Consider the following 24,005-nt stretch of genomic DNA (forward strand, 5'->3'; position numbering starts at 1 on the left):
CTTGACGCAATTCAATCACAAAAGATGGAATGACATCATCATTTGGCGCAGGTCAATCAAATTCAGCTTGACCCGACCGGAAAACCGGAGAATCGTGCCTCCAGACACAACAAATCACCACATTTCCACAGGACGCGCCCCCGTGACCGAGACCGAACGCCAGCGCCAGATCATCACCATGCTCGAGACGCGGCCCTTCGCGACCGTGCGGGAACTGATCGACATGCTGAGCGTGTCGCCGGCCACCATTCGCCGCGACATCGAAAAGCTTCACGAGGCCGGCGAGGCGCGCAAGGTCTTCGGCGGCGTGGCGTCCCTGACCGCCGCGGCGCGGACGCACGCCCTGCCTTTCGCGCAGAGCAGCGACCTCGCGGTCGACGCCAAGCGCGCGATCGCCGCGATGGCCGAGGGACTCTGCCGCGACGGGGACATGGTCATGGTCGCGGGCGGATCGACCTGCCACCAATTGGGCCTTCGCCTCGCGGCGCGGTCGATCGGGCTCTACACCAACTCGATGCCGCTGGCGGCGGCCCTGGGCACCCAGGGCATCTGCCAGCTTTCGGTGGCGGGCGGCGCGCTGCATCGCGAGCCGGGCATCCTGTACGATCCCAAGGCGCCGCCGCCGGATTTCTTCGCCTCGCGCCTGTTTCTGGGCGCGCAGGGCGTCGGGCCGGAGGGCGTGATGGAATCGCACCCGCTGCTGCCGAAGGCGACGGCCCCGATGCTGGAACGCGCCGACGATGTGATCGTGCTGGCCGACAGCCGCAAGCTGGCGGTCCGGGCACGCTTTCTCTCATGTCCGATCGACCGGATTTCCACCCTCATCACCGATGACGGCGTGCAGGATGACGATGTGCGTATCCTTGAAGATGCGGGCGTGGCGGTACTGGTCGCCCCGCGCGCGGGTGACAAGACGTGACGCCGCCGGACGCCCCGCCGGTCACGCACCCGACTCTGGCGGTGTTCGATTTCGGCAAGACGAACGCCAAGCTCCTGGTGTTCGGTGCCGACGGGTCGATCCTGGCCGAACGGCGCACCCACGCGGCCTGGCCGGTGGTGGACGGGCTGCACGTTCTGGATGACGCGGCGTTGCTGGACTGGATGCTGGCGGTGCTGCGCGAGGCCGTCGCGTCGTTCGATGTGAACGGTATCATGATCACGACGCACGGGTGTACCTTCGCCCTGCTGGGCGAGGACGACCTCGCGGCGCCGATCCTCGATTACGAGGAAAGCGTACCTCCGGACATCGAGGCGGCGTTCGCGCGCATTTGCCCGGCCTTTTCCGAAACCGCGACGCCGGCGATGGAGCGCGGCTTCGCGTTCGGCAAGCACATCGTCTGGCAGGAAATGCGCGACCCGACACTGGCCACGCGCACACGGCACGTCATGACCTATCCGCAGTTCTGGGTGTGGCGGCTGTGCGGCACGCGGGTGTCCGAAATCTCGTCGCTGGGCTGCCACACCCATCTGTGGTCGCCGTACCGGGACGATTTCTCGTCGCTGGTAGAGCGGCGCGGGTGGCGGGAAAAGATGCCGCCCTTCCGCGAGGCCGGGGCCATCGTCGGCACGATGACGCTCGACGTTCCCGGGCGCGGAGCGGTGACGCTGGACGTGCATAACGGAGTGCATGACAGCAACGCGTCGCTCAGCCATTACCGACGCGTGGTGCCGGGCCGCATGACGATGGTGTCCACCGGGACGTGGGTCATCGTCATGAATCCCGATTGCCCGCTGGACGCCCTGGTTCCCGAACGTGACATGCTCGCGAATGTCTCGGTGCGGCATGAACCGGTTCCGACCGCGCGGTTCATGGGCGGCCGCGAATTCGACCTGATCCGGGGCGACGGACCGGCCGAAGTCACGGAGGAACGCATTGCCGCGCTGGTGGCACGTGGTCTGTTCGCGCTGCCGTCCTTCGCCGATGGCGGTCCCTTTCCGGGCCAGGCGGGGACCTTCGTCGACGATGCGGGACGGACCATCATGGCCGCGCCGGACGACCGCACCGCGCTGGCGGCCCTGTATGTCGCCGCGATGACGGACCTGACGCTGGACCTGCTGCGCAGTACGGACGCGATCGTGTTCGATGGCGGGCTGGCGAAGGTCGGCGTCATCCCGCGTCTGGTCGCAGCACTCCGTCCTGCACAGACCGTGCTGGTCGGGCGCAATCCGGAGGGAACGGCGTGCGGTGCGGCAGGCCTGGCCTATGCCGCGCGGGGGCTGGACCCCTTTCGTCACGAACGGGCGGCCCGCGTGGCCCCCTTCGACCCGCCGGGATTGCGGGGCTACGCGGCCCGCTGGCGGCAACTGGCCGACCAGCGCACCAGAAGCCGGATCGAACCGGCCACACCGGCGCACGATGCGCCCAACAAGGACAGCCACCATGCTCACGGCACACGTCCAGCCGACTTGTCCTGGATCGGCACGCCGGTTCAACCGGAAGATCCTGCTGCTTACGGGGCTGCTTGCCTTTGGTAACGCGGCCGCCGCACATGCGGACGACGCGGTCCACAAGATCGGGGTGACCGTAGGGTCGCTGGGCAATCCGTTCTTCATCGCGACCATCAAGGGCATTACCCAGCAGGCGAGGGCCCTGGCGCCCACCGTGCCGGTACAGACTGCCTCGGCCGATTACGATATCGGCAAACAGTCGTCGCAGGTCGATTCCTTCATCGCGGCTGGCAACGACCTGGTCATGTTCAACGCCGTGGACTACCGGGCCGCCGCCCCGCTTGTCCGCCGCATGCATGCCAGCGGAGCCACGGTCGTCGCCTTCGACGTCGGTGCGCCCGGCGCGGACGCGACCGTTACCACCAACAACGTCAAGGCCGGCGAGATCGCATGCCAGTATATCGTCGATCGCCTGCATGGACGCGGCGACGTCGTGATCGTCAATGGCCCACCGGTCACGGCGTTGACCGACCGGGTTCAGGGCTGTCAGTCGGTGTTCGCCAAGGCGCCGGGGATCAATCTCCTGTCCTCTAACCTCGACGCCAAGGGCTCGCGCGACGGCGGGCTGGCGGTGGGCCAGAGCGTGCTGGTACGCTTTCCCAAGGTGGACGCCATGTTTGCGGTCAACGACCCGACCGCGATGGGCGTCGAACTGGCGGCCCGCCAGGCGGGACGGCATGAGTTCTTCCTGACCTCGGTCGACGGTTCGCCCGACGTGGAACAGGAAATGCGGCGGGGCAACACCCTGATCGCGGCGACCGCGTCACAGGACCCCTTCGCCATCGCGACCACGGCGACCCGCGTCGGTTTCGATATTCGGGCCGGACGGATCAAGCCGGGCGTCGTCCGGCTGCTGGACCCCAGCCTGATCACCCAAGACACGATCGGCAGCTACAGGGGCTGGAACGCGCAGCATAATACCTGACCGATCTTGTCTTTTCCTCCACACATCAACAAGAACAAGGAAAATCACCATGACTGCTCCAGGCTGCACCCTGACCGCGACCCTGCGTGCCAAGCCCGAAACGCGCGGCGAACTCCTGGCCTTGCTCAGCACGTTCATCGACAAGTCCCGCAGCGAGCCGGGCTGCCTGGAATACCAGCTCCAGGTGAGCAAGGATGACCCGCTGGTCTTCATGTTCTATGAAAATTGGGTCGAGCGCGCGGACCTCGACCGGCATATGGCGCTGCCGTACCAGCAGGAATGGTTCAAGCGCCAGCCAGAGCTGCTGGCCCAGCCTGCCGAGATGAAATTCTTCGATATGGTCGGCCCGTATGACCGCTGATCGTTTCAGGTAGGCACGGGCTCTGGGCCCCGCAACCTCGTTGCGGGGCCCAGAGCCCGGCCTTTCCTCAACACACGCAGCACGACCAAGGAATGGAAACGATGGATTATCGACCATTGGGACGATCGGGATTGAAAATATCGGTCCTGACATTGGGTACGATGACGTTCGGCGGGACCGGCGCCTTTTCCAAGGTCGGCTCGACCAATCTCGCAGCCGCGCGACGCCAGGTCGATCTGAGCCTCGATGCGGGCGTGAACCTCTTCGACACGGCCGACATCTATTCGAACGGATTGTCCGAGGAGATCCTCGGTCGTGCGCTGGGCGAACGTCGCTCGTGGGTGCTGGTCGCGACCAAGGCCCGTTTTCCCATCGGCGACGGCCCCAATGACGGGGGATCGTCGCGTCACCATCTGATCGCGGCGTGCGAGGCCAGCCTGCGCCGTCTCGGCACGGATTATATCGACCTCTATCAACTGCATGAATGGGACGGCCTGACCCCGCTCGAGGAAACGCTGGCGGCGCTGGACAGCTTGGTGCGATCGGGCAAGGTCCGCTATGTTGGGATTTCGAATTTCTCCGGCTGGCAGGCGATGAAATGTAAGCGTGAGCTGATCCCCACATAGCATTTGTTCGGTTGCTGGGCGGATGATGCTGTCGATTTCCGCAGGGTGGGCGACGGTCATGACACACGATGATTTTGGCAACGACGGTTTCGAGCCAGATATTTCAACTACCACTGGTATTATTGATAGTCATATGACGGGTCGTAATGACGGTCATATGACCAGTTCTTACGGGGCTGGACCGCGCGAGGAAATTGAAATCCGGCGCCGCGTCATCCGTCGTCGTCGCTGGAGCGATCAGGAAAAGGTTCGCATCCTCGAAGAGGCCTTTGCGCCGGGAGCAAGCCGCAGGGCTGTCGCGGAACAGTATGGGATCGCGCAAGCCCAGCTTTATATATGGCGCAAGCAGTTGATGATGTTTCCTGCCGCCGAGGGATTTATGCCGGTTCATGTCGGGGGCTTGGCGATGACGGCACGGCAGCCGGGCGCGTCGTCGCCTGTGGCGGCTGTCGAGATTGTTCTGCCGAACGGCATCAGCATCCGGACGGGCACGACGTTTGATCCCGACGCGGTGTGTCGGCTGGTTCTTGGCCTGGGACGGCCATGATCTGGCCATCGGGAGAGGTCAGGATCTGGCTGGCCTGCGGGGTGACAGACATGAGACGCGGGATCAACTCCCTGGCGTTGCAGGTGCAGACTACATTGGGCCGGGATCCTCACGATGGATCGATCTACATTTTCCGTGGGCGCAAAGGCGACACGATAAAAGTTTTGTTTTGGGATCGGCAGGGCATGTGCCTTGCGATGAAACGCCTTGAATCCGGGAAGTTCGTGTGGCCCCAGGCCAAAGATGGCTCGGTGTCCCTGACGACGGGTCAGATGGCGATGCTCGTTGAAGCCATCGACTGGCGCGCCACGGCCTGGACGGCAAGGCCGCAAGTGGTGGGGTGATGATGCGGTTTTTCTTATGCTGATCCCTTGCCTCCCTTACGATCGGGTCATGTCCGACCCCACGACAGATCCTGCTGAGGAATTGGCTGCGTTACGTGCCGAACTTGCGGCGACCCGTGAGGCTCTGGCCCGCGCGGAGGACAAATGCACGGCCCTGCAGTTACAGATCGAGCGCACACGGGAGCAGCTGGCCCTGATGCGGCGGCAGAAATACGGGCAGAAATCCGAGCGTCACCAGAAGGAGATGGACCAGCTCGAACTGGTGCTCGACGAATTCGAGGAGACGCTGGCCGAGGCCAGTGCCGAACGGGCGGCCCGGGAACGCGAAAAGGGCGAGACATCCACGCCACGCCGCAAGGCCATCCGCCGCCCGCTGCCCGAGCACCTGCCGCGCGAAGTGATCGAACTGGCGCCGGCGGTCGTGTGCGACTGTAGACGATGCGACCCCGAGCGCCTGGTGCGCATCGGCGAGGACGTGACGGAAGTGCTGGAGAAGATCACGGCGCCGCTGAAGGTTTTGCGCTATGTCCGCCCCCGCGTGGCCTGCCGCTCGTGCGAAAAGATTTTCCAGGCGCCTGTGCCGGATTTACCGATCGAGAAAGGGCGCGCCTCCGCCAGCCTGATTGCAAGCGTGATTGTCGCGAAATACTGGGACGGCCTGCCGTTGCATCGTCAGTCGGCGATCCTCGCACGCGACGGCGTGGAGATCGATCGCAGCACGCTCGCCGACTGGATCGGACACGGCGCGTGGTGGCTGGAACCGCTGCGGGATCGCATCCAGGCCTACGTCATGAACCGCGATGTCCTGTGGACGGACGACACCCCCATCAAGGTGCTGGCGCCGGGGCGCGGAAAGACGAAAGAAGCGCGGATCTGGTGCTATGGCCACGATCCCGCCACCTGGGGAAGCAACGAGCCGCCGGCGATGTTGTATTGTTACAGCGCCGACCGCAAAGGTGAGCGGCCTCGAACCCATCTTGAGCATTATGCCGGCTGGCTGCACTCGGACGCCTATGTGGGATACGAAAAACTGTTTGGCAACAAGGGCGGCAAGCCGTCACCGATCCGGCCGGTGGCCTGCATGGCCCATGCGCGCCGCTACTTTTTCGATGTCTACGCCACACAGCCGGCCCCCTTGGCCGAAGAGGCTGTGGCCCGGATCGGTCTGCTCTATGACATCGAACGTGAGATCGGAGGACTGCCGCCGGAACAGCGCCTGGCCGTCCGGCAGGCCCGGGCAGTTCCCATCCTGAAGGATTTCCATACCTGGGCAACGGCCCAGAAAGCACGGGTCTCCGGCAAATATGCTCTGGGCAAGGCGTTCCGTTACGCTCTGACGCGCTGGGATCGCCTGTGCGCCTATACGCTCGACGGCCGCCTCTCCATCGACAATAATTTCTCCGAACGTTGTCTCAGAAATATTGCGGTGACACGGAAGAATTTTCTGTTTCTGGGATCGGACCGGGGTGGAGAGCGAGCCGCGATCTTCTATACTCTCCTGACCACGGCAGCCCTCAACGGGCTGAATCCGGAACGCTGGATGGCTGATGTAATCGACCGCCTCGCGCGTGGGCATCCGATCAACCGGATCGACGAACTTTTACCCTGGAACTGGTCGCCACAGGCAAAGCAGAAACCCGCCTGAAAAGGCTTGATCCTGGCTGCCGGGAATGCTGCGCTACTACGCAGCATGCCGCCACAGACAAGACTCCCTCCCTATCTGCGTCAACTCGAACGCGTCCTCGCACGGCTCGAGACAGCCATGCTGTTGAGCGAACTGGACGGGTTCCTCGCCGGCGTCATCGTCTGTCCTGAGATGATCCTGCCCTCCGAATGGCTGCCCGTGGCGCTCGATCCCGACGAGGAGGGGGATCCTGTTCTCGAACACGAGAACGATGCTCGGTTGATCCTGCGCCATTACAACGCCGTGCTAAGGGATCTCGATCGCGGGCGTTATGCGCCTCTGTTCGATATCGACACAAGGCATGACGAAATACTCTGGGAACTGTGGATCGAGGGGTTCGAGCGCGCCATGACGCTGCGGCCTGAAGCGTGGGACAGCTTTTTGCTCGATCCCGACGAGGCGGTGCTCCGGGCCCTTGTCGGTCTACGCAAGCTCGTCGCCATGACCGATGCCCCAGCCGACAGCAGCGATGAACTCGGCGCCCTGCTGACGGAGACCGCGCCGGATCTCATCCCCGACTGGGTGCAGACACTCCATGCCGAGCGCCTGTCAAATTCCATGGACCACTTCTCGAACGCACCAGCCCTGTCGACAAAGGTCGGCAGAAACGAGCCCTGCCCCTGTGGCTCCGGCAAAAAATACAAGAAATGCTGCGGCATGAACTGAGCCAATCCAGCCCATAGAATGATGGAATGCAAGCGTGGGGATCAGCTCACGCTTACGATGAAATCGATGTGCATCGCCGACCAGAACCGTTTTGCACGTCCGATTTCGCACCAGATCCACTACACCCTGCAGGCGCGCGAGGCCGAGCTCGAATTGTTGCCCTGCGCCGTCGACCAGGGCCTGGGCGTGATGGTCTGGAGTCCCCTGGCCGGCGGCCTGCTGTCGGGCAAGCACCGTCGCGGGCACGCCACTCCGGAAGGCACACGCCAACTGGCCCAATGGAGCGAACCGCCGGTCCACGACACCGACGCCCTGTACGACATCGTGGAAGTGCTGGTCGGCATCGCCAACGCACGCGGCATTTCAGCCGCCCAGGTAGCTCTGGCCTGGCTGTTGACCCGCGACGCCGTCAGCACGGTCGTCATCGGGGCCCGGACCGAAGCCCAGTTGACGGACAATCTGGGCGCCGCATCCGTGGCCCTGACCCGGGAAGAAACCGAAAAACTGGAACGCGCCAGCCGCAGGCCACTGCCCTATCCGTTCTGGCACCAGGCGACCACGGCATCGGATCGCCTCGGCCCCGCCGACCTGGCGCTGCTGCGGCCCTACCTGGCCGACCTTATGTGATACCGATCCTCTACGCGCGTTCATCACCGGCGACCTTGGCGCAAGCGCCCAGATCAAGGCCAATCCCAGTCGCGCCACTGCTCCGCCGAGCGACTGGGGCAGTATAGGGAACGCCACAATGGATAATGGCTTCATCGAACGCCTCCGGCGCTCGATGAAGCCAGTCAACAGCCCGCACAGGCATCCTCGGTCGATTTAATGATCAGCCCGACCAAGGAGAAACAACCGAGCCGGACCGTCCAACTTGAAAGCGGCCACCATTGATCTTCAGGATGGGGCCGCTTCATGCGCTTCGGCAATATCACGCCGTGCGCGCAACGGGGCGATCGGCTTCGACGCTGCCGGACGTCCATCCGACCCGCTCCGCGAAGCGATCGAACATCGCGGTGGAGTCGTTTTTCACGCCGCGCAGGCGCAATCCCAATCCGATCAGCGCGTTGCCCAGCATCAGGATCCGGCTGCCTTCGCCCTGGCCGTCCGATGAAAACTGTTCGACAAGCCAGGAGAACGCCGACGCGCCGCCATATGCCGCCCGCGGTTCGAACAGTTTTCCGGCCTCCCCCACCTCGCCCAGGGCATTGAGATCATATGCGAACGGATAGGCACGGCTGACACGGTCGAGCGGGGTTGCGTCCATGCGCACGAAACAATCGGCAATCCGGTCGATCGCCCGGCCGGAGATCGCGTCGAGCCGTCCCGTCACCATAGCGGTTTCCACGATATAGGCATGCGACAGGCCGTTGAGGAAGAAATTCGCCCCGGGGTCCACGACATCGAGATACTGGACCAGTTCGTCGACGATTGCGCCCTCGCCGCCGATCTCCTGCGACATCTTGCCGAGATTATGCAGCGCGATGAGGTAATACAGCCCCTGATGCATCTTCTCCGGCGGCTCCAGCTCGGCCCAGAGCGGCTTCAACTCAGCCAGCCGATCGTGCCCCATCGTCGCATAGGATGCCCGCCCCGAGACCGCGATGGCGTTCAGCATGGTCACGCGCGGGTAGATCTTGACATAGGCCGGCGAGATCGGCTGCGGGAAGCGCAGCGGGAAGCTGATCTCGTCATCCCGATCGACATAGTCCAGCACCTCCTTCATGAAGTCGGTGCCGTCATCGAAGATCATGCCGTCCAGCCCGATGGCCGACAGCACCGAGAACAGCATCGAGCAGCCGCGCCCCTTGAAGAAGGGAGACGGGACCGTCTGGATCAGGCCGAGGGCCTCCCTGACGTAATTGCGGCGGCCTTCGATCAGTTTCCTCTCCAGCCCTGCCTGCCCCATGCCCAGGAAGAGCGAGGTGTAGGCGAACAGCTTCTCGTATTCGCCGTGGTTCCCGGCATTTTCGTCCTTGATCTGGTCGGGCTGGATCCGATCGACCGTCGCCAGCATTTCCTCGGCGAAATCGCACTCGGCATTGACGAGCAACGACACATCGAGACGCAATTTGGCAAAGGCGTCGAACAGGATGCCGCCGCCGACGACGGCATAATAGGGGTTCTTCTCGGCACGCAGCGCGTCCATCAGCCTTGTCGCGCTGGCCTTGAGCCCGTCGCCATCAATTCTGGCGCCGGGACGGCACAATTCGACGGCCAGATCGGCCAGAAGCAGCGCGAAGAGCAGATAGCCCTGGGGCCTGGAAATCCTGCGCAGCAGGATGTCCTTCGCCTGGCCGACGACGGACGCGAGGGATTCATTATAATCGACAGGATACTGGCCAAGGGCGAGCCCCCGGACCATACGGCTCCAGGGCGTGGAGATGACTCGCGATTCGGGCGCCAAAGCCGCCATGCCGAGGCGCGACAGCGCGGGATTGGGAGTTGTGACCATCACATTCTTCCTTCCAGGAGGCTCAACGGCCGGCAACCGTGTCCGACAGGAGATTGGAGCGGGGCGGCGATCGGGCGGAATCGTTCGATCGCGTGAAGATGCCCGCCAAAACAAGAGGCCAGGGTCATATCCGTGTACGGATATGACCCTGGGTATCGAGTGAAAGACCGGTCCGGCCGCTATGCGTCCACGGTATCCGCCAATGTGGCCCTGGACGGAGACGCCGCCACATAATCCGGCACCGGGACGCCCAGGAATTTCCGGCGCTTGCCCTCGAGCATTTCGAGCGACCAGTTCAGCCAGCGGATGCCTTCGCAGAAGATGGCCACCGGGCGCCGCTGCACGAGATACGAATCGACCAGGGTACCGTCGAGTTCCATCTGGAAATGGAAGGGCGGCATGGCGGTGAAATGAGCCCCCATCATGAACACGAACCGGACCAGCCAGTTCGGATCCTCGGCAACCGCCGCGGAATGCGGATTGTCGAGATCGTAGAGCTTGCGCATCACCGGCGCGAAATAGCGCTCCATGCCCGTGACATCGGGGCGCTCGTCGATGTCGATGTTACGTTCGGTCAGATCCTCGACCCTGTAGGACCGCTCATACGGATTGCCCGGCTCGTAACGGATCTCGATCTCGGGTGTCTGCCCTTCCCCGACCGAAACCGACAGGTCGAAACGCTCGTGATGCACTTCGTCGTAATGACCGAGCGAATTGTGCCAGGGCTTGTTGTCATACATCGGGTCGTCGCGCGTCTCGGCACCCTCGCTGTCGAAGCCGATCGCGCGCGGATCGAGGAACCGCAGATCGATCGAGGCCGCCGTAATGGCGTCCAGCGCGGCCTCGATTTCGGCATCCGGCGCGTTTCCTTCGATCAGCGCCTGGGCCCGCAGCAGAGGCGCCAGGTTGTTGATCTTGATGTTCTCGGTGTTGGTGTCCCCCATGACGAGGGCGTGGAAGCGCGGCTCCAGCACATCGCAATAGGCCGCGTTTTCCCGCAGGATGCCCAGGATCGTCCGGAAGTTCCGGTAGCGGACCCCATTGATGACGATATGTCCGGTATCGAGAAGTTTCTCGTTGAAGGTATTCGGCGCGGTGCGCCGGCACAGGTCCAGGCGATCCTCGATCTTGCGGAAATAGGATGCCTCCAGCGTTTCGCCCGGCGACGCCGTGCGCCGCAGGCTATGCACGTCGTTGCGCAACACGATGGCGATCTGCTCGTAGATACGGGCCACGATCGCCGGCGGCGGGCTGCAGCGCTCGACGTAACGGCTGACCTCCTCTCCCGGCACGAAGCTCATCTCATAGATCAGTTCCTTGAAGGTGGGCCGATCGGTTTCCTTGAGATAATGGGTCGGCACCGGGATCTCGCGTTCGAGGATATCGAACACGCGCGGAAAGTAGCGGCGCGCCGGATCCGGCAAGGCCTGCAGGAACTCGGCCTGCCTCTTGGCCTTGGTAAAGGGAGGCAGCATGACGCCGGTCCCCTCCGGATTCCAGCCGACGGCGATCAGGGCTTCGCTCAGGATCTTCCGAACGATGACATTTTCATGCTGCATGATGGTCCTCCGCGGTGACGAACATCGTCATGGATTCGCTGCCGCCCTTTCCGAACCCCAGGACGCGCTCGCCAAGTTTGATGTAGGAGAAGACGGTGCTGCTCAGGATCTTTCGCCCCCGGGCGAAATGCAGCACGCGCTGGTTGTCGTCGGTGAGGGACGACACGCATCCATGTTCCAGGGCTTCCAGGGACGCGCTGTGGCTGCGTTGCGCAATCTCTTCCGGTGTGGCCACGATGGTGACCGCGCTCCCGTAAGGCGCCGTATCGAATGTCTCCTGGTCCGGATCCGAGCCGAGGCAGACGATCTGGACGTCCCCATTGAGACGGAGATAGCGGCGCCGCGCGTCGAATGCCGGCTGTTCGAACAGGTGCCGCGTCGCCGTCGCGATGTCCTTGGCTGCCGCCAGAGGGACACCGGTGACGGAAACGAGCGGCGAGGCGGCCTCGCGGAGGCGCCCGAGAATATCGCCGATCCCGTCCGTCGGATTTGCGTCCGACGCCGTCACGCCGCGCAAGTGATTGGCATAGAGCGCGACCGCATCCTCGACGTCCAGCGCATCCGCCGCACAGAGCGCAACGCACCAGCCGAGGAGATCACCGCCCGCATGGTAATAGTCGTGGGACATGAAGATGGCCGGACGTTCCACCCGCAGCAGCAGCAGCATCGAAAGCTGGTGGAGGATCTGAAGCGTTGCGACCGCCTGCGGGGACATCACGCCGATCGGCTCCCGCCCCGCGGTCTCGGCACCGACGTCAAGCGACAGCACCGAGGCGAACGTGCCGTAGAGCGATGCGACCTGCTCGTGATGCTCGGCCATGCGGCGGGCGCTGCGGATCAGATCCAGGACCGGCACGCCATCCAGACGGCTGAAATAGAAGACCAGCGCTTCCGGCGTCCAGCGGCCGGCGGAGCACCGGTCCGTCACCGAGCCGTCCGGCTTGAGTACCTTGATCTCCGTGGTCACGCGGCCCAGCGTATGGCTGTCCCCTACGACGGTCTTCTTCGCCTGCACCTGGAGTGCGAGTTCCCCTCCCGCAAGGTCGAGATCGTCGCGGGCCGCGGATGTGTGCTGGTAGATTTCCAGGAACCGGCGCAATGGCCGGGGGATGGACTTGCGGGAGGCGAGTTGAAAGCCCGCGATCAGGCGGGTGAACTCCCGGACCAGGAACTCCTTTACCAAGGGATAGCACGCCGGCACGCCGAACATCTGCCTCAGGACGGCCAGATCACCCTCCTGGAGGCTCACCGCTCCTTCTGCGTCGCGGGCCGCGATGCCGCCGACCTCCTGCAGCAGGGTCGCGGCCGCCACGAGGGCATCCGTATCCTTCTGGCCGCCGGCATACGCGATCGCCGGCAGGGTGAGTTCGTTATCCACCAGAAGCTGGACCGATTTTCCGCCCTGGCCGAGTTCGATCACGACGTTTCCACCGACATGCTCGCAATTATCGGCGGTCCAGCGTGATTCCATAACGCAATCGATGATCGACAGGACGGCGTCGCGAACGTCCGCGGCCTTGCGGACGATGCGATTTGCATGATTGCAGATGAGGGGCGTATGCGCGTCCCGGAACAGAATGCCCTCGCTGTCCATCATGCGGGCGAATGCCTCGCGAACGGGCGCCATCCGGGCCGCATGGGCCATGAAACTCGTCGGCTCTTTCAGTTCCTTCACCGTGATGTCCGGGAAGTTGCGCATGAAGAAGCCGAAACTTTCCCGGATACCCGACCGCACATAGACATTCGCCTGGTTCGCGGCGTAGGTCTTGTGCAGCTCCACATCGGAGACGTCGTAGGCGTCGCCGATCGCCACCAGGACGCGATTCACCACGTCGGGATGCCCCGTCAGCGCCACGACATGCGCGGGCTGCGCCACGAGAGGCTGTGTGACGCCGACGGCCGCCAGCGTTTCGGCGACACGTGCCTGCAGGGGCGACGACGACGTCACACCCTCCGCACCGACGAGGATGAAGGGCGCGAGCGCATGGGCGATCTTCGTGCCGTCGGCAACGGACAATGCGCCGGCGGCGACCGCCGCGGTGATGATGCCGAAGCTTTCGCCCGTAAAGGCCGCGAAACGGATCTCCGCCCCGCTTCGCCGAGCCGCATCGACAAGATAGCGGTGCAATGCGATCCCATGGACCAGCAGCGCGGCCCCCAGGAACGCCTGCCGCTCGATCCGGTCGTCAGGTATGTTGGCGTCCTGCAGAACGAGACGTTCGGGATCGAAACCAAGGGCCTCCGCCCCTTCAGAGAAAACCTGACGAACGTCCCGTACGTCGCTGTCAAACAGGTTGCGTTCAAGCTGCCGATAGGCAGCGCGGCTGCCCAAGCCGGGAAAAAACCCAACCGGGCACATCGAAATGGAGCCCGATTGCGCTGTTGCCCCTCGGCTCACGCCGTCAGGCGCGGAAACCGGACGGGCAGGTTTCTGACTGGTACTCATCCGTGTCTTCCCTTTCATGACCGATAGTCTCGTTATCGACGCTCCTGCCCGTATTCACGACGCACACCTTTTGTGGTGTGTTTTATATACAATTGTTTTTATTGATTTTTTTAAATTCCACCTGGAACGGCACCAGGCATTTTTTGATGGCCGGACCGGTGGACTGCCACCATCTTTGCAAATCATCCTATGTTTAAGTCAATAACGCACATTTAAGTGCGTAGGTATCAAATTTGATATTTCGGCGAAGGGAAATCATGCTGCCGGAGGGCATCGCAGCACACGGCACAGATGCCGGTGCGCGCTCATTCCCGCGTTGCCAAGAATTTTTAACGTATTGTATTTTAAAGAGTTTATTTCGTTTAGCCACGCCCGGCATCCGAACGGAGGCGACGGCATGGCCGGACAAGTGTGAACAGGACGTAAACCGGCGGCCAAAAGCAGGCCTCATTATGTTACAGTACCGTATGGTACCAATTGTAAATAAATAAATGCGACACGGACCTTTTGCTTATCGGCGCGATTTCAGCGGAAGCCAGCGGCGTTCGCCTCGTGGGCGGTTGTATTGGCGCCGCAGTCACCGCAATGTCGCACGTCGACGCGCAGAACGCATTCCACGCAAGGCGATGATCGATGCGCGCGGGAGCGCGACCTCGAAAAGGATCCAGATTAGAAAAATAAATATTGATTTAATTAAAACATCATCCGATCGAATGGAATCGTCATCCGACATCCTGCGAATTTCGGATGATGCGCACAATTCAAACCAACGACTTAGTATCTTCCAGCAATCGTACAGCATGCCTTCAGGGCAATGTCGGCGAGATCAACGCTTTTCCTCCACAGGAGGACTGGACTGCAGCGAAGACACGATCGGGCAAGAACGTGCAACGACTGATGCGAAAAATCGCGAACGGCGGTGCCCAGGGTCGACGCTCTACCGGCGCTCTCGAATCCTGGCACCACCAAGGGCCTCATCGCGGCCCATATGCCGGGAAGCCCTGTTCAGAAGCGGTCATAGGCGACGATGTCGGCATCCGGGATCCGGCCGCCATGGGGCGGCAATGCGCCGGTCCCCTTTCCGACCGCGACGAACATGACCAGTGCATGGTCCTTGGGCAGGCGGATGATGTCCGCGACCTGCTCGAAATCGAAGCCGTCCATCGGGCAGGTATCGTAGCCATGCGCGGCGGCCGCCATCATCAGGGCATAGGCCGCCATACCCGCGGACCGGAATGCCTCGTCACGCTGCATGGCGGGGTTGTTTTCGTAATATTGCGTGATCATAGTGACATATTTCTCGCGCATGTCCTCGGGCGCGTCCTTCCAGTACCGGCCGGGGTCCTTTGCGTAAGCATGCATGTCCGCGCACAGAACGATCAACGCCGAGCATTCTTCGATCTGCGGCTGGTGCCACGCCACCTCCTTGATCGCGGCGCGGATGACGGGGTCGCGCACCACCAGGAATCGCCAGTTCTGGAGATTGAATGCCGTAGGCGCCGTTCGGGCCGCATGCAGGATCGCAGCCAGCGTTTCATCCGGAATCTTGTGGGCCGCGTCGAAGCGTTTCGTCGCCCGCCGCGCGAGCATCGTGTCCAGGATCTCGTTCATCTCGCCTTCTCCTTCTGTCCGTCCATGTCCACCGGCGGCGCGCACGGAACCGGACGACCTGCCGTCGTGCCGCCGCCGCGCACCTTATCAGGCCACGCGTTGCCGCTGCCTGCCAAGCCGCTCGATACCGAGTTCCACGACGTCGCCGGACCGGAGATAGAGAGGTTCGGGCCGCATCCCCATCCCCACGCCCGGCGGCGTCCCGGTGGCGATGACGTCGCCCGGCATCAGCGTCATGTAGCGGCTGACATAGGCAACGATCTCGGCTACGGAAAAGATCATCGTCCTGGTATTGCCAGCCTGCATCCGGCGGCCGTTCACGTCGAGCCAGATCGCCAGATCCTGGGGATCGGGCACCTCATCCTTCGTGACGAGCCACGGGCCGAGCGGACCGAACGTGTCGCATCCCTTGCCCTTGTCCCACTGGCTGGACTGCATCTGGAAGGCGCGCTCGGACACATCATTGGCGACGCAATAGCCTGCGACATGATCCAGCGCGTCACGCGACGACACATCCTTTGCGCGTGTGCCGATGACGACGGCGAGTTCCGCCTCCCAGTCCAGCCGGGTCGCGCCGAGCGGCGGCACGATCGGGTCGTCCGGCCCCGAGAGCGCGGTGATCGCCTTGAGAAAGACGATCGGCTCGTCCGGGACGGGCAGACCGGCCTCTTCGGCATGATCGCGATAATTGAGGCCAATGCAGACATATTTTCCGATACCCGCGACCGGCACTCCCAGGCGCGCGCCCGCTTCGACGCGCGGCAATGTCCGCGGGTCGAGATCCGCAAGAGCCGCAAGCCGCGCCGGCGCGAGACTGTCCGGCGTCACGTCGCCGATCACGCCCGCCAGGCTGCGCACGGCCCCCGTCTCGTCGACCAGGCCCGGACGTTCCTGCCCCGGGGTTCCGTAGCGGCACAGTTTCATGACCCTCTCCTTCCGCGTCAGTCCGAATCGCAGACGACAAGGTGCGATGGCTCGAGCGCCCGCACAATGACCGTCTCGCATCCCGTGACAGCGGCGCCGCAGCCCACGTCGGCGTCGCGCCCGAGAATGTCCACGCGTCCCGCGACGACGAGCGCGTAGACGGACCGATCCGCGCGCGTGGAGATGACGGCCTGTCCGCCAGCCGGCAAGGCGATGCGGAGCACGCGCGCCCGGGCCTTCAGCGGCAGCGGATCGCCCGACCGCCCCTGGTCCGTTTCCTCCGGATCGTCCTCAGGGAAGCCGCTGGCCAACAGGATGTGCTCATGGCCCGACCGATCCGCATCGCGGCGCAGGCCGATTTCCGGCTCGCCCCCCTCTTCCTCGGGCAGCAGCCAGAGTTGCAGCAGCGCCGCCGGGGCACCGCCAGCCTGCCATGTCGCCAGGCCGATGCCGTCGCCGGCACTGACGACATGACAATCGCCCGGCTGCAGCAGGCTGTCGCCAAGACCATCCACCCGCACCACGACCGTTCCGTCCAGAACCAGGGTCACGATTTCGACCGAACGCTCGTTCGCCAGTCTGAAGGTGGCGTCGGCGTCGAGTTCGATCCGGTTGAGCACGCGCAGCCGTCCCCAATGAACCGGGGCCGTGCCGGCATAGTCCCTGAACGCGAAATGACAGCGCAGCGTCACGCCATCGCGCGTGAGAAGGCCGAGTGTGGACGGGTGATGGAGCTGGATCATCCCTGATGCACTCCCTCCTGGCGCACGCCCTGCCCTGCCCGCTGCGCCGTTGCCAGCGGATAGCGTTCCTCCCAGCCGCCGCCGAGCGCGCGATAGAGCCGCGCAACCGAGACAGAAACCGCCGTCGTCGCCTGCACGAGCTGGTTCTGGCTGGCCAGCAGCGCATTCTGCAGGGTCAATACGTTCAGGAAGTCCGACGCGCCCTGCACATATTGCTGCTGGGCCAGGCTCACCGCCATCTCGTTCTGCGCCACGGTCTCGCGCAACTGGTCGCGCTGCTGCTGCGCGGCCGAGAAATCAGCCATGGCGTCGTCGATCTCCTGCCACGCCTTCAGGATCGTGCGCTGGAGGTTGATCGCAGCTTCCTTCTGCTGTGCCTTGCGCAGACGCAACTGCCCCGTCAGGCGGCCGCCCTCGAACAGCGGCAGGGTCATGGTCGGTCCAAAACCATATTGCCGCGACGCCCAGGTGCCGAGCTCGCTGAACTGCAGCGCCTGGATGTCCAGGCTGCCCGACAGCGTCACGCGCGGGAAGAAATCGGCCACCGCCACGCCGATACTGGCCGTGGCCGCGTGAAGCTGCTCCTCCGCCACGCGGATGTCTGGCCGGCGCTCCGCCAGTTCCGACGGCAGGCCGACCGGTACCGAGATCGGCACGGGCGGGATCGGCGCGGGCGTGCCCAACTGGGATCGCAGCGCGCCCGGCTCGCGCGCCACCAGGAAGCTCAGGGCGTTGATGAGATGTACTTCCTGGCTTTGCAGCACCGGCAGGCGCGATTGGAATTCGCTGAGCTGGCCGCGCGAATCCGCCACGTCGAGCCGGGTCGCCGCCCCTTGCGTGAAGCGCAGCGTCGTCAGGCCGACGCTGTGGCGGGCGATGTCGATGTTCCGGCGGACGATCGCGATCTGTGCCTGCACGCCGCGCAGATCGAGATAATCCTGCGCAGTTTCCGCCATCAGCGAGACCAGCACGTCACGCTGCATGTCCTCGGTCGCCCGCACCGCCGCGCTGGCAGCCTCCACCTGACGCCGGACATGGCCCCAGAAATCGACCTCCCATGACGCGCTCAGGCCATATTGCGGCAGATCGAAGGGCGCCGCGCCCGTCGTGCCGGGCAGGCGGGCCGGCCCAAATCCCTGCGCCCCGCTGGCGATCTCGCCCGGGCCCTGTTCCTCCATCGTGCCCAACAGCCCCAGCACGCCGTTGGGGCTGGCCCGCTCGCGTGCGTAGGAGGCGTTGGCCTCGACACGCGGGAACTGGGCCGCGCGGGCGATACGGCGTTCGGCCAGGCTCTCGGCCAGCCGCCAGGCGGCGGCGCGCAGATCCAGATTGGCGTCGGCAACCTGCTGCTCCAATGCCGTCAGGGTCGGATCGCGATAGATGCGCCACCATTGCGGGTCGGCCGGGCTTTCGACTGGCCGGCTTTCGGCGTCGCCCAGGCCGCGATGCCAATGGGCCGCGCTGGCGAGATCGGACTTGTGGTAATCTGGCCCGACCGAGCACGCGCCGAGCAGAAGAGCGCTTGCCAGGGAGAGGCAGCTACGATTCACGAGGGTCGCCATGATCCGCCCCTCACCGCCACGCATAGCGCGGATCGTTGGCCTTCGGGCCCTCGGGGCGCGACGCCGTGTCGACCGTGACCTCCACCGACATGCCGACCCGCACACGCGCTGCCAGAGTCTGGCCCGGATCGAAGGTGATCCGCACCGGCAGGCGCTGCACCACCTTGGTGAAATTGCCCGTCGCATTGTCGGGCTGGATCGGCGCGAAGGCGACGCCGGTCGCGGGCGGAATGCTGTCCACATGCGCGCGCAGGGGCTGGTCGGGGAAGGCATCGACCCACACCGTCGCCTTCTGGCCCGGCAGCATATGGGTCAGTTGCGTTTCCTGGAAATGGGCGACGACAAACGCGTCTTGCACCGGCGTGACCGCCATCAGCGCCGTGCCAGGATGGACATAATTGCCGACGCGCACGCCGCGGGCGCCCACCACGCCGTCGACCGGGGCGGGAATCGTGCAATAGGACAGGTCGAGTTCCGCCTGCTGCGCCATGCCTTGAGCGCGCACGAGGTCGCCCTTGGCGCGTTCGATCCGGGCGGCCAGGACGTCCTTTTCCTGCCGCGCGGCCAGAAAGGCGGCCTCGTCGCGCGCCTTGGCGGCGGCAGCCTCGCGCGTTTGGGCGGCGGTGCGCTGCCGCTGTTCGGTCGTGCCCGCGCCGCCGGCGGCGAGGTTGCGGTAGCGGTCCTCATCCTGCCGCGCGAAGGCCAGTTGGGCATCGTCCGCCTGCACCGACGCCTGGGCGGCGGCGATCAGCGCGTCCTGCCGGACAAAGGCGGCTTGAAGGTCGGCGATGTCGGCGCGCGCAGCAATGACATTGCCCTGGGCCACCCTGAGCGCGGCACGGTAATCGTCGTCCTCGATATGGGCCAGCACGTCGCCCGTGCGGACACGTTCGTTGTCCTGCGCCGTCACGGCATCGATCCGGCCGCCGACCTTGGGTGCGACGACCGACGAATAGGCCGCGACATAGGCGTCGTTCGTCGAGACCCGCGCGCCATCCCCGAGCACGAGGCGGTCGCCGCCCCAGGCTGCCGCGCCCAGCACGACCACCCCGGCCGCGAGAAGCAGCCCTTTCGATGTTCCGTTCATGGATACTCCCTCTGGCGGCCCCTGCGGCCGCATCGTCTTTCGCAGGATGCGGGGGACCGTCAGGTCAGCGTCAGGTCGATCGCGACGGTCGGCGCCGGCAGGTCCCCCTCGCCCCGATTGCGCAGCGTCCATTTCCGGTCCGCCACGCTGGCGTGTCTATCCGGCGATCGGATATCGAGGCGCCGCGGCACGCGCGTCGCCGGATGCAAGTCGGTCTTCATATCACTCCCATGTCGGGCATCTTCGGACCCGAATCAGCGCGCCGGCGCGCTGGCCGAGGGCGCCCGCGGCGGATAGACCCGCTGGGGCAGAATCATGTTGAGGACGAACAGCGCGGCGCAGACGCCGATCATGATCGTATAGATATCCGCGCAGGCCAGGATCAGCGCCTGCTCCGATACGGCCCCATGCATCAGGATCGTCATGTTCCATTCCAGCCGCGCGGGATCGGCGATATGCGGCGCCAGCAAGCCCTGTGCCGGATCGCCCCAGGGCTGCAGGGCGTTGTGGTTGTAGCCATACGTATCCAGCAGCATGGTGGAATGATATTGCTCGCGCCGCCGCAGCAGAGCGGAGATCACGCCCGCCGCGATGGCATTGGCCAACCCCTTGGTCATGTTGAACATGCCGGAAATGAACGGCCCGTCCGCCGGCCCGAGCCCCATCGTCGCCAGCATCAGGATCGCGATGACCATCATCGGCTCGCTGGCAACCTGCAACAACTGCACGATATAGAAATTCTCGCGCACCCAGTCGGAGTCGACCCACGTGCCGAGCCAGTACGACAGGCCCTGGATCGCCAGCCCAGCCATCAGCACGTGGCGGCAATCCACCCGGCGGATGTTGCACAGGGCCGAGACCAGCGGCAGCGCCAACAGTTGCGGGATCGCCAGGATCAGGGCGACCGGTGCGATCTGGATCGGACGGTAGCCGCGGATTTCCTCGAGATAGACGGTCGGAATCTCCATCGTGACCGCGCCCAATATCAGCACGGCCGCCAGAGTCAGCAGCGCGTCCGTCACGTTGCGCTGCTTGAGCAACTGGATGCGGAAGAACGGCACCGGGTGGAACCATTCATTGATGATGAACAGCGCGAACAGGAACCCGCCGCCGAAGAACAGATGGGTGATCAGCGGCGAGCGGAACCAGTCCAGCCGGTCCCCCTGCTCCAGCCCGATCACCAGCATGCAGATCGCGGGCAGGCCGGTCAGCAGGCCGCGCCAGTCGAACTGGCGGAAACGCTCCAGCCGGATCGGATCCTGGGGCAGCCCCCAGGCCACGCAGATCATGGAGATAAGGCACAGCGGGACGATCTGCCAGAACAGAAACGGCCAGCCGACATATTCGAACCAGAATCCCGCCAGCGGCGAACCGCCCAGGTTCGGCCCGAAGGTGGCGGTCAGGGCATAGGCGCCCAGACCGTAGATCTTGATGTTCGGCGGCAGGAAGCGCAGCGCCACCGTCATCAGCATGGGCGGCAGGCTGCCGCAGGCCAGCCCCTGCAGGCAGCGCAGCACCAGCAGCGACGCCAGGTTCGGCATGAAGGGCGCCACCATCCCCAGCACGCCCACAAGGCCTGTCATCACGACGGTCAGGCGGCGGATCGAGAACGTCACCGAGCACCAGGGCGCGAAAGCCATCGCCGCGATGTTGAACGCCTCGAATAGGGCAGTGATCCAGGTGCCTTCATCATGGCCCAGATGGAATACGCCCCTGATATCCGCCAGCCCGGCCTCGGTGGTATGTTCGTTGAAGCCCGCCAGCAGGACCGCCAGCAGCACGCCGATCAGCCCGGTGGCCAGGCGCGGCCCGAAGACCGGCGCCTTGGGCGGCGCGGGCGGCGGAGGCTCGGGGCGCCCCACGCGGGGCGTTTCCACTGCAACGACTGGTGACGGCAGCGTCAGGTTATCGGCGTGGTCCACGGGACACCTCGCGGCGACATCGTTCGGGCATGCCGACAGTTTCGATTAAACGTCCCATGTTTGGGAACCATCAATTCTGAAATCGTTGGAAAGCAGATTTGAAACGGTCGCCCCATCAGATTCCGATTGCGACACGGCGGCGTCTCTGCCAGCTTCGGCCGGGATACGGTCCGGGCCGCGCATATTCATCCTATGATTCGGATTTTATGGCGCTTGTCGGAGGCTCGCCCGTATGGCGAAGGAGACCCTGATGGCAAACGTGGCGCGCGGCTACGATCTCAATCTTCTGCAGGCGATGAACGTACTCGTAGAGGAATCGAGCGTCACGGGGGCGGCGCAGCGGCTGCATGTCAGCGCCGCGACAATGAGCCGTACCCTGGCGCGCCTGCGCGAGACCTTCCATGACGCGATTCTGGTGCAGTCGGGGCGACATATGGTGCCGACGCCGCGCGCGCTGCAGATGCAGCCGCGCGTCAGCCAGATCCTCTCGGCCATCGGCGATCTGTATCGTCCGCGCGAAGCCCTGGATTTCACGGGGCTTAAACCGATATTCCGCATCCGCGCCACCGACGTCGTGATCGGTCCGTTCGCGGACGCTCTGCTCCGCGCGCTGCGTGCCGACTGTCCGGACACCACCCTCATCTTCACGGCGGAATCGAGCAACGACGACAGCGATTTCCTGCGCCAGGGCGGAGTCGACCTCTATATCGGGGCGACCGCCTTCCTGCGCCCTGAGATCATGCGCCAGACGCTTTTCGAAATCCACTTTCGCGGCGTCGTCCGAGCCGGCCACCCGATCCTGCTGGGCGACATAACGCCTCACACGCTGGTGGCCTATGACCATATCGCCGTCTCGCGCCGAGGCGCGCGACGCGGACCGATCGATGAGGTGCTGGCGGACCAGTACGGGCTCGAACGGAACGTGGCCCTCCTGCTGACATCCTTCTATGCGGCGCTCCAGGGCCTGTCGCGGACCGACCTGATTCTGCCGCTTCCGGACATCGTCGCGGACGGCGCTACGCTTGAGCGCCTCGGCCTCTACGCATTTCCGTTGCCGCTCGAACTGCCGCCGGTCTCGATATTCCAGGCTTGGCACCCGCGGCATGATACCGATCGGCTTCACCAGTGGCTGCGACGCAAGGTCGCGCAGGTACTGGCCCCGCGCCCGGTCCCTTTGCAACGCGCAGGGGGCTCCTCGGAAAGGAAAGCGTCCTGAGCCCGTCTCAGCGCAGATCTATTGCTTCCATGCCCGCGTCCGGCGCGCGGCCGCGGCCATTATTGGAAGGCACGTTTTTCTCAACCAGGCTGAAGGCGGCGATCAGAGGACGCAGGACCGCACGCGCAGCACGGGCGGCGTGCGCCACGTCTCCGGCTTCGATCGCGCGGAAGAGGCGCGCGTGCAGCGGCTGGCCGGGCTCGGCCACACCATGCTCGATCATGGCCGACCGTGCGGCCTCCTGGGCCATGCCCAGGAAATAGCGATAGAGTTGTATGAGCGCGCCGTTTCGACTTGCCTCGACGATGGCCAGATGGAAGGCGGCATCGCATTTGAGGAACGCGTCCACGTTATCGGCGGCATTGCACTCACTCCGCGCCGTCAATGCACTTTCAATCCGCCTGAGATCTCGCGGCGACCGGCGCGACGCGGCGAGTCGCGCGCCTTCGATTTCGAGCATCGCGCGTAACTCGAAGTGGTCGCGCAGGCTCGACCGGCTGATCGTGCGCATCACGACGGCGGGGTCTTCGATCGATCGAACATATGTGCCGTCGCCCTGTCTGACCTCCAGGACGCCGGCATGAGAAAGCACCCGGATGGCCTCACGAACGGTATTTCGGCCGATCTGGAGCATGTTCCCCAGTTCGGCCTCGTTGGGGATGCGGCTCCCGACCGGCCACGTACCCGCGCCGATATGCTCGCGCAGGGCGTCAAGTGCGAAATCGACCAGAGACTGGCGTCTGGCGTGGGAAAGCGTCTCAGTACGTCGCATGATCTTATCCAGGGGCATGGCACAGTCATCCTATCGCCGGATGTTTCCTTGTCGATAGGTTAATAATTATTACGGTGACGGGACTATCAATCAAGCCGGGCACGCACCCG

20 protein-coding genes and 2 pseudogenes are annotated in these 24,005 nt (G+C 64.3%); 11 read left to right on the forward strand and 11 right to left on the reverse strand.

Going from position 1 to position 24,005, the window contains the following annotated elements:
- Nucleotides 1-142: 142 nt before the first annotated feature.
- The 10 genes and pseudogenes from AAC691_RS07425 to AAC691_RS07470 all read left to right on the forward strand — a co-directional run.
- On the forward strand, nt 143-919 hold the full coding sequence (locus AAC691_RS07425; RefSeq protein ID WP_342629546.1) for a DeoR/GlpR family DNA-binding transcription regulator: 777 nt from the start codon (nt 143-145) through the stop codon (nt 917-919).
- Nucleotides 916-2,475 (forward strand): carbohydrate kinase, encoded by a 1,560-nt coding sequence (locus AAC691_RS07430; RefSeq protein WP_342629547.1) that lies wholly within the window; start codon nt 916-918, stop codon nt 2,473-2,475. The genes AAC691_RS07425 and AAC691_RS07430 overlap by 4 nt, the downstream gene beginning before the upstream one ends.
- On the forward strand, nt 2,381-3,373 hold the full coding sequence (locus AAC691_RS07435; RefSeq protein WP_342629548.1) for an ABC transporter substrate-binding protein: 993 nt from the start codon (nt 2,381-2,383) through the stop codon (nt 3,371-3,373). Before AAC691_RS07430 ends, AAC691_RS07435 begins: the two co-directional genes overlap by 95 nt.
- Before the next feature lie 49 nt (nt 3,374-3,422).
- The gene (locus AAC691_RS07440; protein ID WP_342629549.1) at nt 3,423-3,734 is read left to right on the forward strand and encodes a putative quinol monooxygenase; all 312 of its coding nucleotides are present in this window, start codon (nt 3,423-3,425) and stop codon (nt 3,732-3,734) included.
- Nucleotides 3,735-3,835: 101 nt separating this feature from the next.
- Nucleotides 3,836-4,333: pseudogene (locus AAC691_RS07445) on the forward strand (aldo/keto reductase); the annotation flags it as partial.
- Nucleotides 4,334-4,382: 49 nt separating this feature from the next.
- Nucleotides 4,383-4,907 (forward strand): IS66-like element accessory protein TnpA, encoded by a 525-nt coding sequence (tnpA, locus tag AAC691_RS07450; protein ID WP_342627162.1) that lies wholly within the window; start codon nt 4,383-4,385, stop codon nt 4,905-4,907.
- Complete coding sequence (gene tnpB, locus AAC691_RS07455) at nt 4,904-5,251, forward strand: IS66 family insertion sequence element accessory protein TnpB (RefSeq protein ID WP_070402454.1); 348 nt, start codon at nt 4,904-4,906, stop codon at nt 5,249-5,251. Before tnpA ends, tnpB begins: the two co-directional genes overlap by 4 nt.
- A gap of 49 nt (nt 5,252-5,300) precedes the next feature.
- A complete protein-coding gene (gene tnpC, locus AAC691_RS07460; RefSeq protein WP_342627163.1) occupies nt 5,301-6,896 on the forward strand; it encodes an IS66 family transposase in 1,596 nt (531 codons plus the stop codon).
- A gap of 6 nt (nt 6,897-6,902) precedes the next feature.
- Nucleotides 6,903-7,601, forward strand: a complete 699-nt coding sequence (locus AAC691_RS07465; protein ID WP_342627626.1) for a UPF0149 family protein — start codon at nt 6,903-6,905, stop codon at nt 7,599-7,601.
- Between the two features lie 57 nt (nt 7,602-7,658).
- Nucleotides 7,659-8,228, forward strand: a pseudogene (locus tag AAC691_RS07470) (aldo/keto reductase); the annotation flags it as partial.
- A 301-nt stretch (nt 8,229-8,529) separates the two neighbouring features.
- Here AAC691_RS07470 and AAC691_RS07475 read toward each other — a convergent pair.
- From AAC691_RS07475 to AAC691_RS07520, 10 genes are all read right to left on the reverse strand, one after another.
- Nucleotides 8,530-10,053 (reverse strand): hypothetical protein, encoded by a 1,524-nt coding sequence (locus AAC691_RS07475; protein WP_342629550.1) that lies wholly within the window; start codon nt 10,051-10,053, stop codon nt 8,530-8,532.
- A gap of 179 nt (nt 10,054-10,232) precedes the next feature.
- Nucleotides 10,233-11,612: a hypothetical protein gene (locus AAC691_RS07480; RefSeq protein ID WP_342629551.1), complete on the reverse strand. Its 1,380-nt coding sequence runs from the start codon at nt 11,610-11,612 to the stop codon at nt 10,233-10,235.
- Complete coding sequence (locus AAC691_RS07485; RefSeq protein WP_342629552.1) at nt 11,602-13,944, reverse strand: hypothetical protein; 2,343 nt, start codon at nt 13,942-13,944, stop codon at nt 11,602-11,604. Before AAC691_RS07485 ends, AAC691_RS07480 begins: the two co-directional genes overlap by 11 nt.
- Nucleotides 13,945-15,063: 1,119 nt before the next feature.
- The gene (locus tag AAC691_RS07490) at nt 15,064-15,669 is read right to left on the reverse strand and encodes a nitroreductase family protein (protein WP_176640024.1); all 606 of its coding nucleotides are present in this window, start codon (nt 15,667-15,669) and stop codon (nt 15,064-15,066) included.
- Between the two features lie 87 nt (nt 15,670-15,756).
- A complete protein-coding gene (locus AAC691_RS07495) occupies nt 15,757-16,593 on the reverse strand; it encodes a fumarylacetoacetate hydrolase family protein (protein WP_323991912.1) in 837 nt (278 codons plus the stop codon).
- 17 nt (nt 16,594-16,610) lie between these two features.
- On the reverse strand, nt 16,611-17,336 hold the full coding sequence (locus tag AAC691_RS07500) for a pirin family protein (RefSeq protein WP_342629553.1): 726 nt from the start codon (nt 17,334-17,336) through the stop codon (nt 16,611-16,613).
- Nucleotides 17,333-18,898: an efflux transporter outer membrane subunit gene (locus AAC691_RS07505; protein ID WP_176640027.1), complete on the reverse strand. Its 1,566-nt coding sequence runs from the start codon at nt 18,896-18,898 to the stop codon at nt 17,333-17,335. Before AAC691_RS07505 ends, AAC691_RS07500 begins: the two co-directional genes overlap by 4 nt.
- Nucleotides 18,899-18,908: 10 nt before the next feature.
- A complete protein-coding gene (locus AAC691_RS07510; protein WP_342629554.1) occupies nt 18,909-19,985 on the reverse strand; it encodes an HlyD family secretion protein in 1,077 nt (358 codons plus the stop codon).
- Between the two features lie 59 nt (nt 19,986-20,044).
- Nucleotides 20,045-20,206 (reverse strand): hypothetical protein, encoded by a 162-nt coding sequence (locus tag AAC691_RS07515; RefSeq protein ID WP_176639091.1) that lies wholly within the window; start codon nt 20,204-20,206, stop codon nt 20,045-20,047.
- Between the two features lie 33 nt (nt 20,207-20,239).
- Nucleotides 20,240-21,907, reverse strand: a complete 1,668-nt coding sequence (locus AAC691_RS07520) for an MFS transporter (protein WP_342629555.1) — start codon at nt 21,905-21,907, stop codon at nt 20,240-20,242.
- A 250-nt stretch (nt 21,908-22,157) separates the two neighbouring features.
- On the opposite strand from AAC691_RS07520, the gene AAC691_RS07525 reads away from it, so the two are divergent.
- Nucleotides 22,158-23,123, forward strand: coding sequence for a LysR family transcriptional regulator (locus AAC691_RS07525; RefSeq protein WP_176639096.1), 966 nt, complete (start codon nt 22,158-22,160; stop codon nt 23,121-23,123).
- A 7-nt stretch (nt 23,124-23,130) separates the two neighbouring features.
- Here the strand turns inward: AAC691_RS07525 and AAC691_RS07530 are convergent, their stop codons facing one another.
- The gene (locus AAC691_RS07530; RefSeq protein WP_342629556.1) at nt 23,131-23,913 is read right to left on the reverse strand and encodes an FCD domain-containing protein; all 783 of its coding nucleotides are present in this window, start codon (nt 23,911-23,913) and stop codon (nt 23,131-23,133) included.
- Nucleotides 23,914-24,005: the final 92 nt, after the last annotated feature.

Origin of the sequence: Nguyenibacter vanlangensis (assembly GCF_038719015.1) — a bacterium.
GTDB lineage: Bacteria > Pseudomonadota > Alphaproteobacteria > Acetobacterales > Acetobacteraceae > Gluconacetobacter > Gluconacetobacter vanlangensis.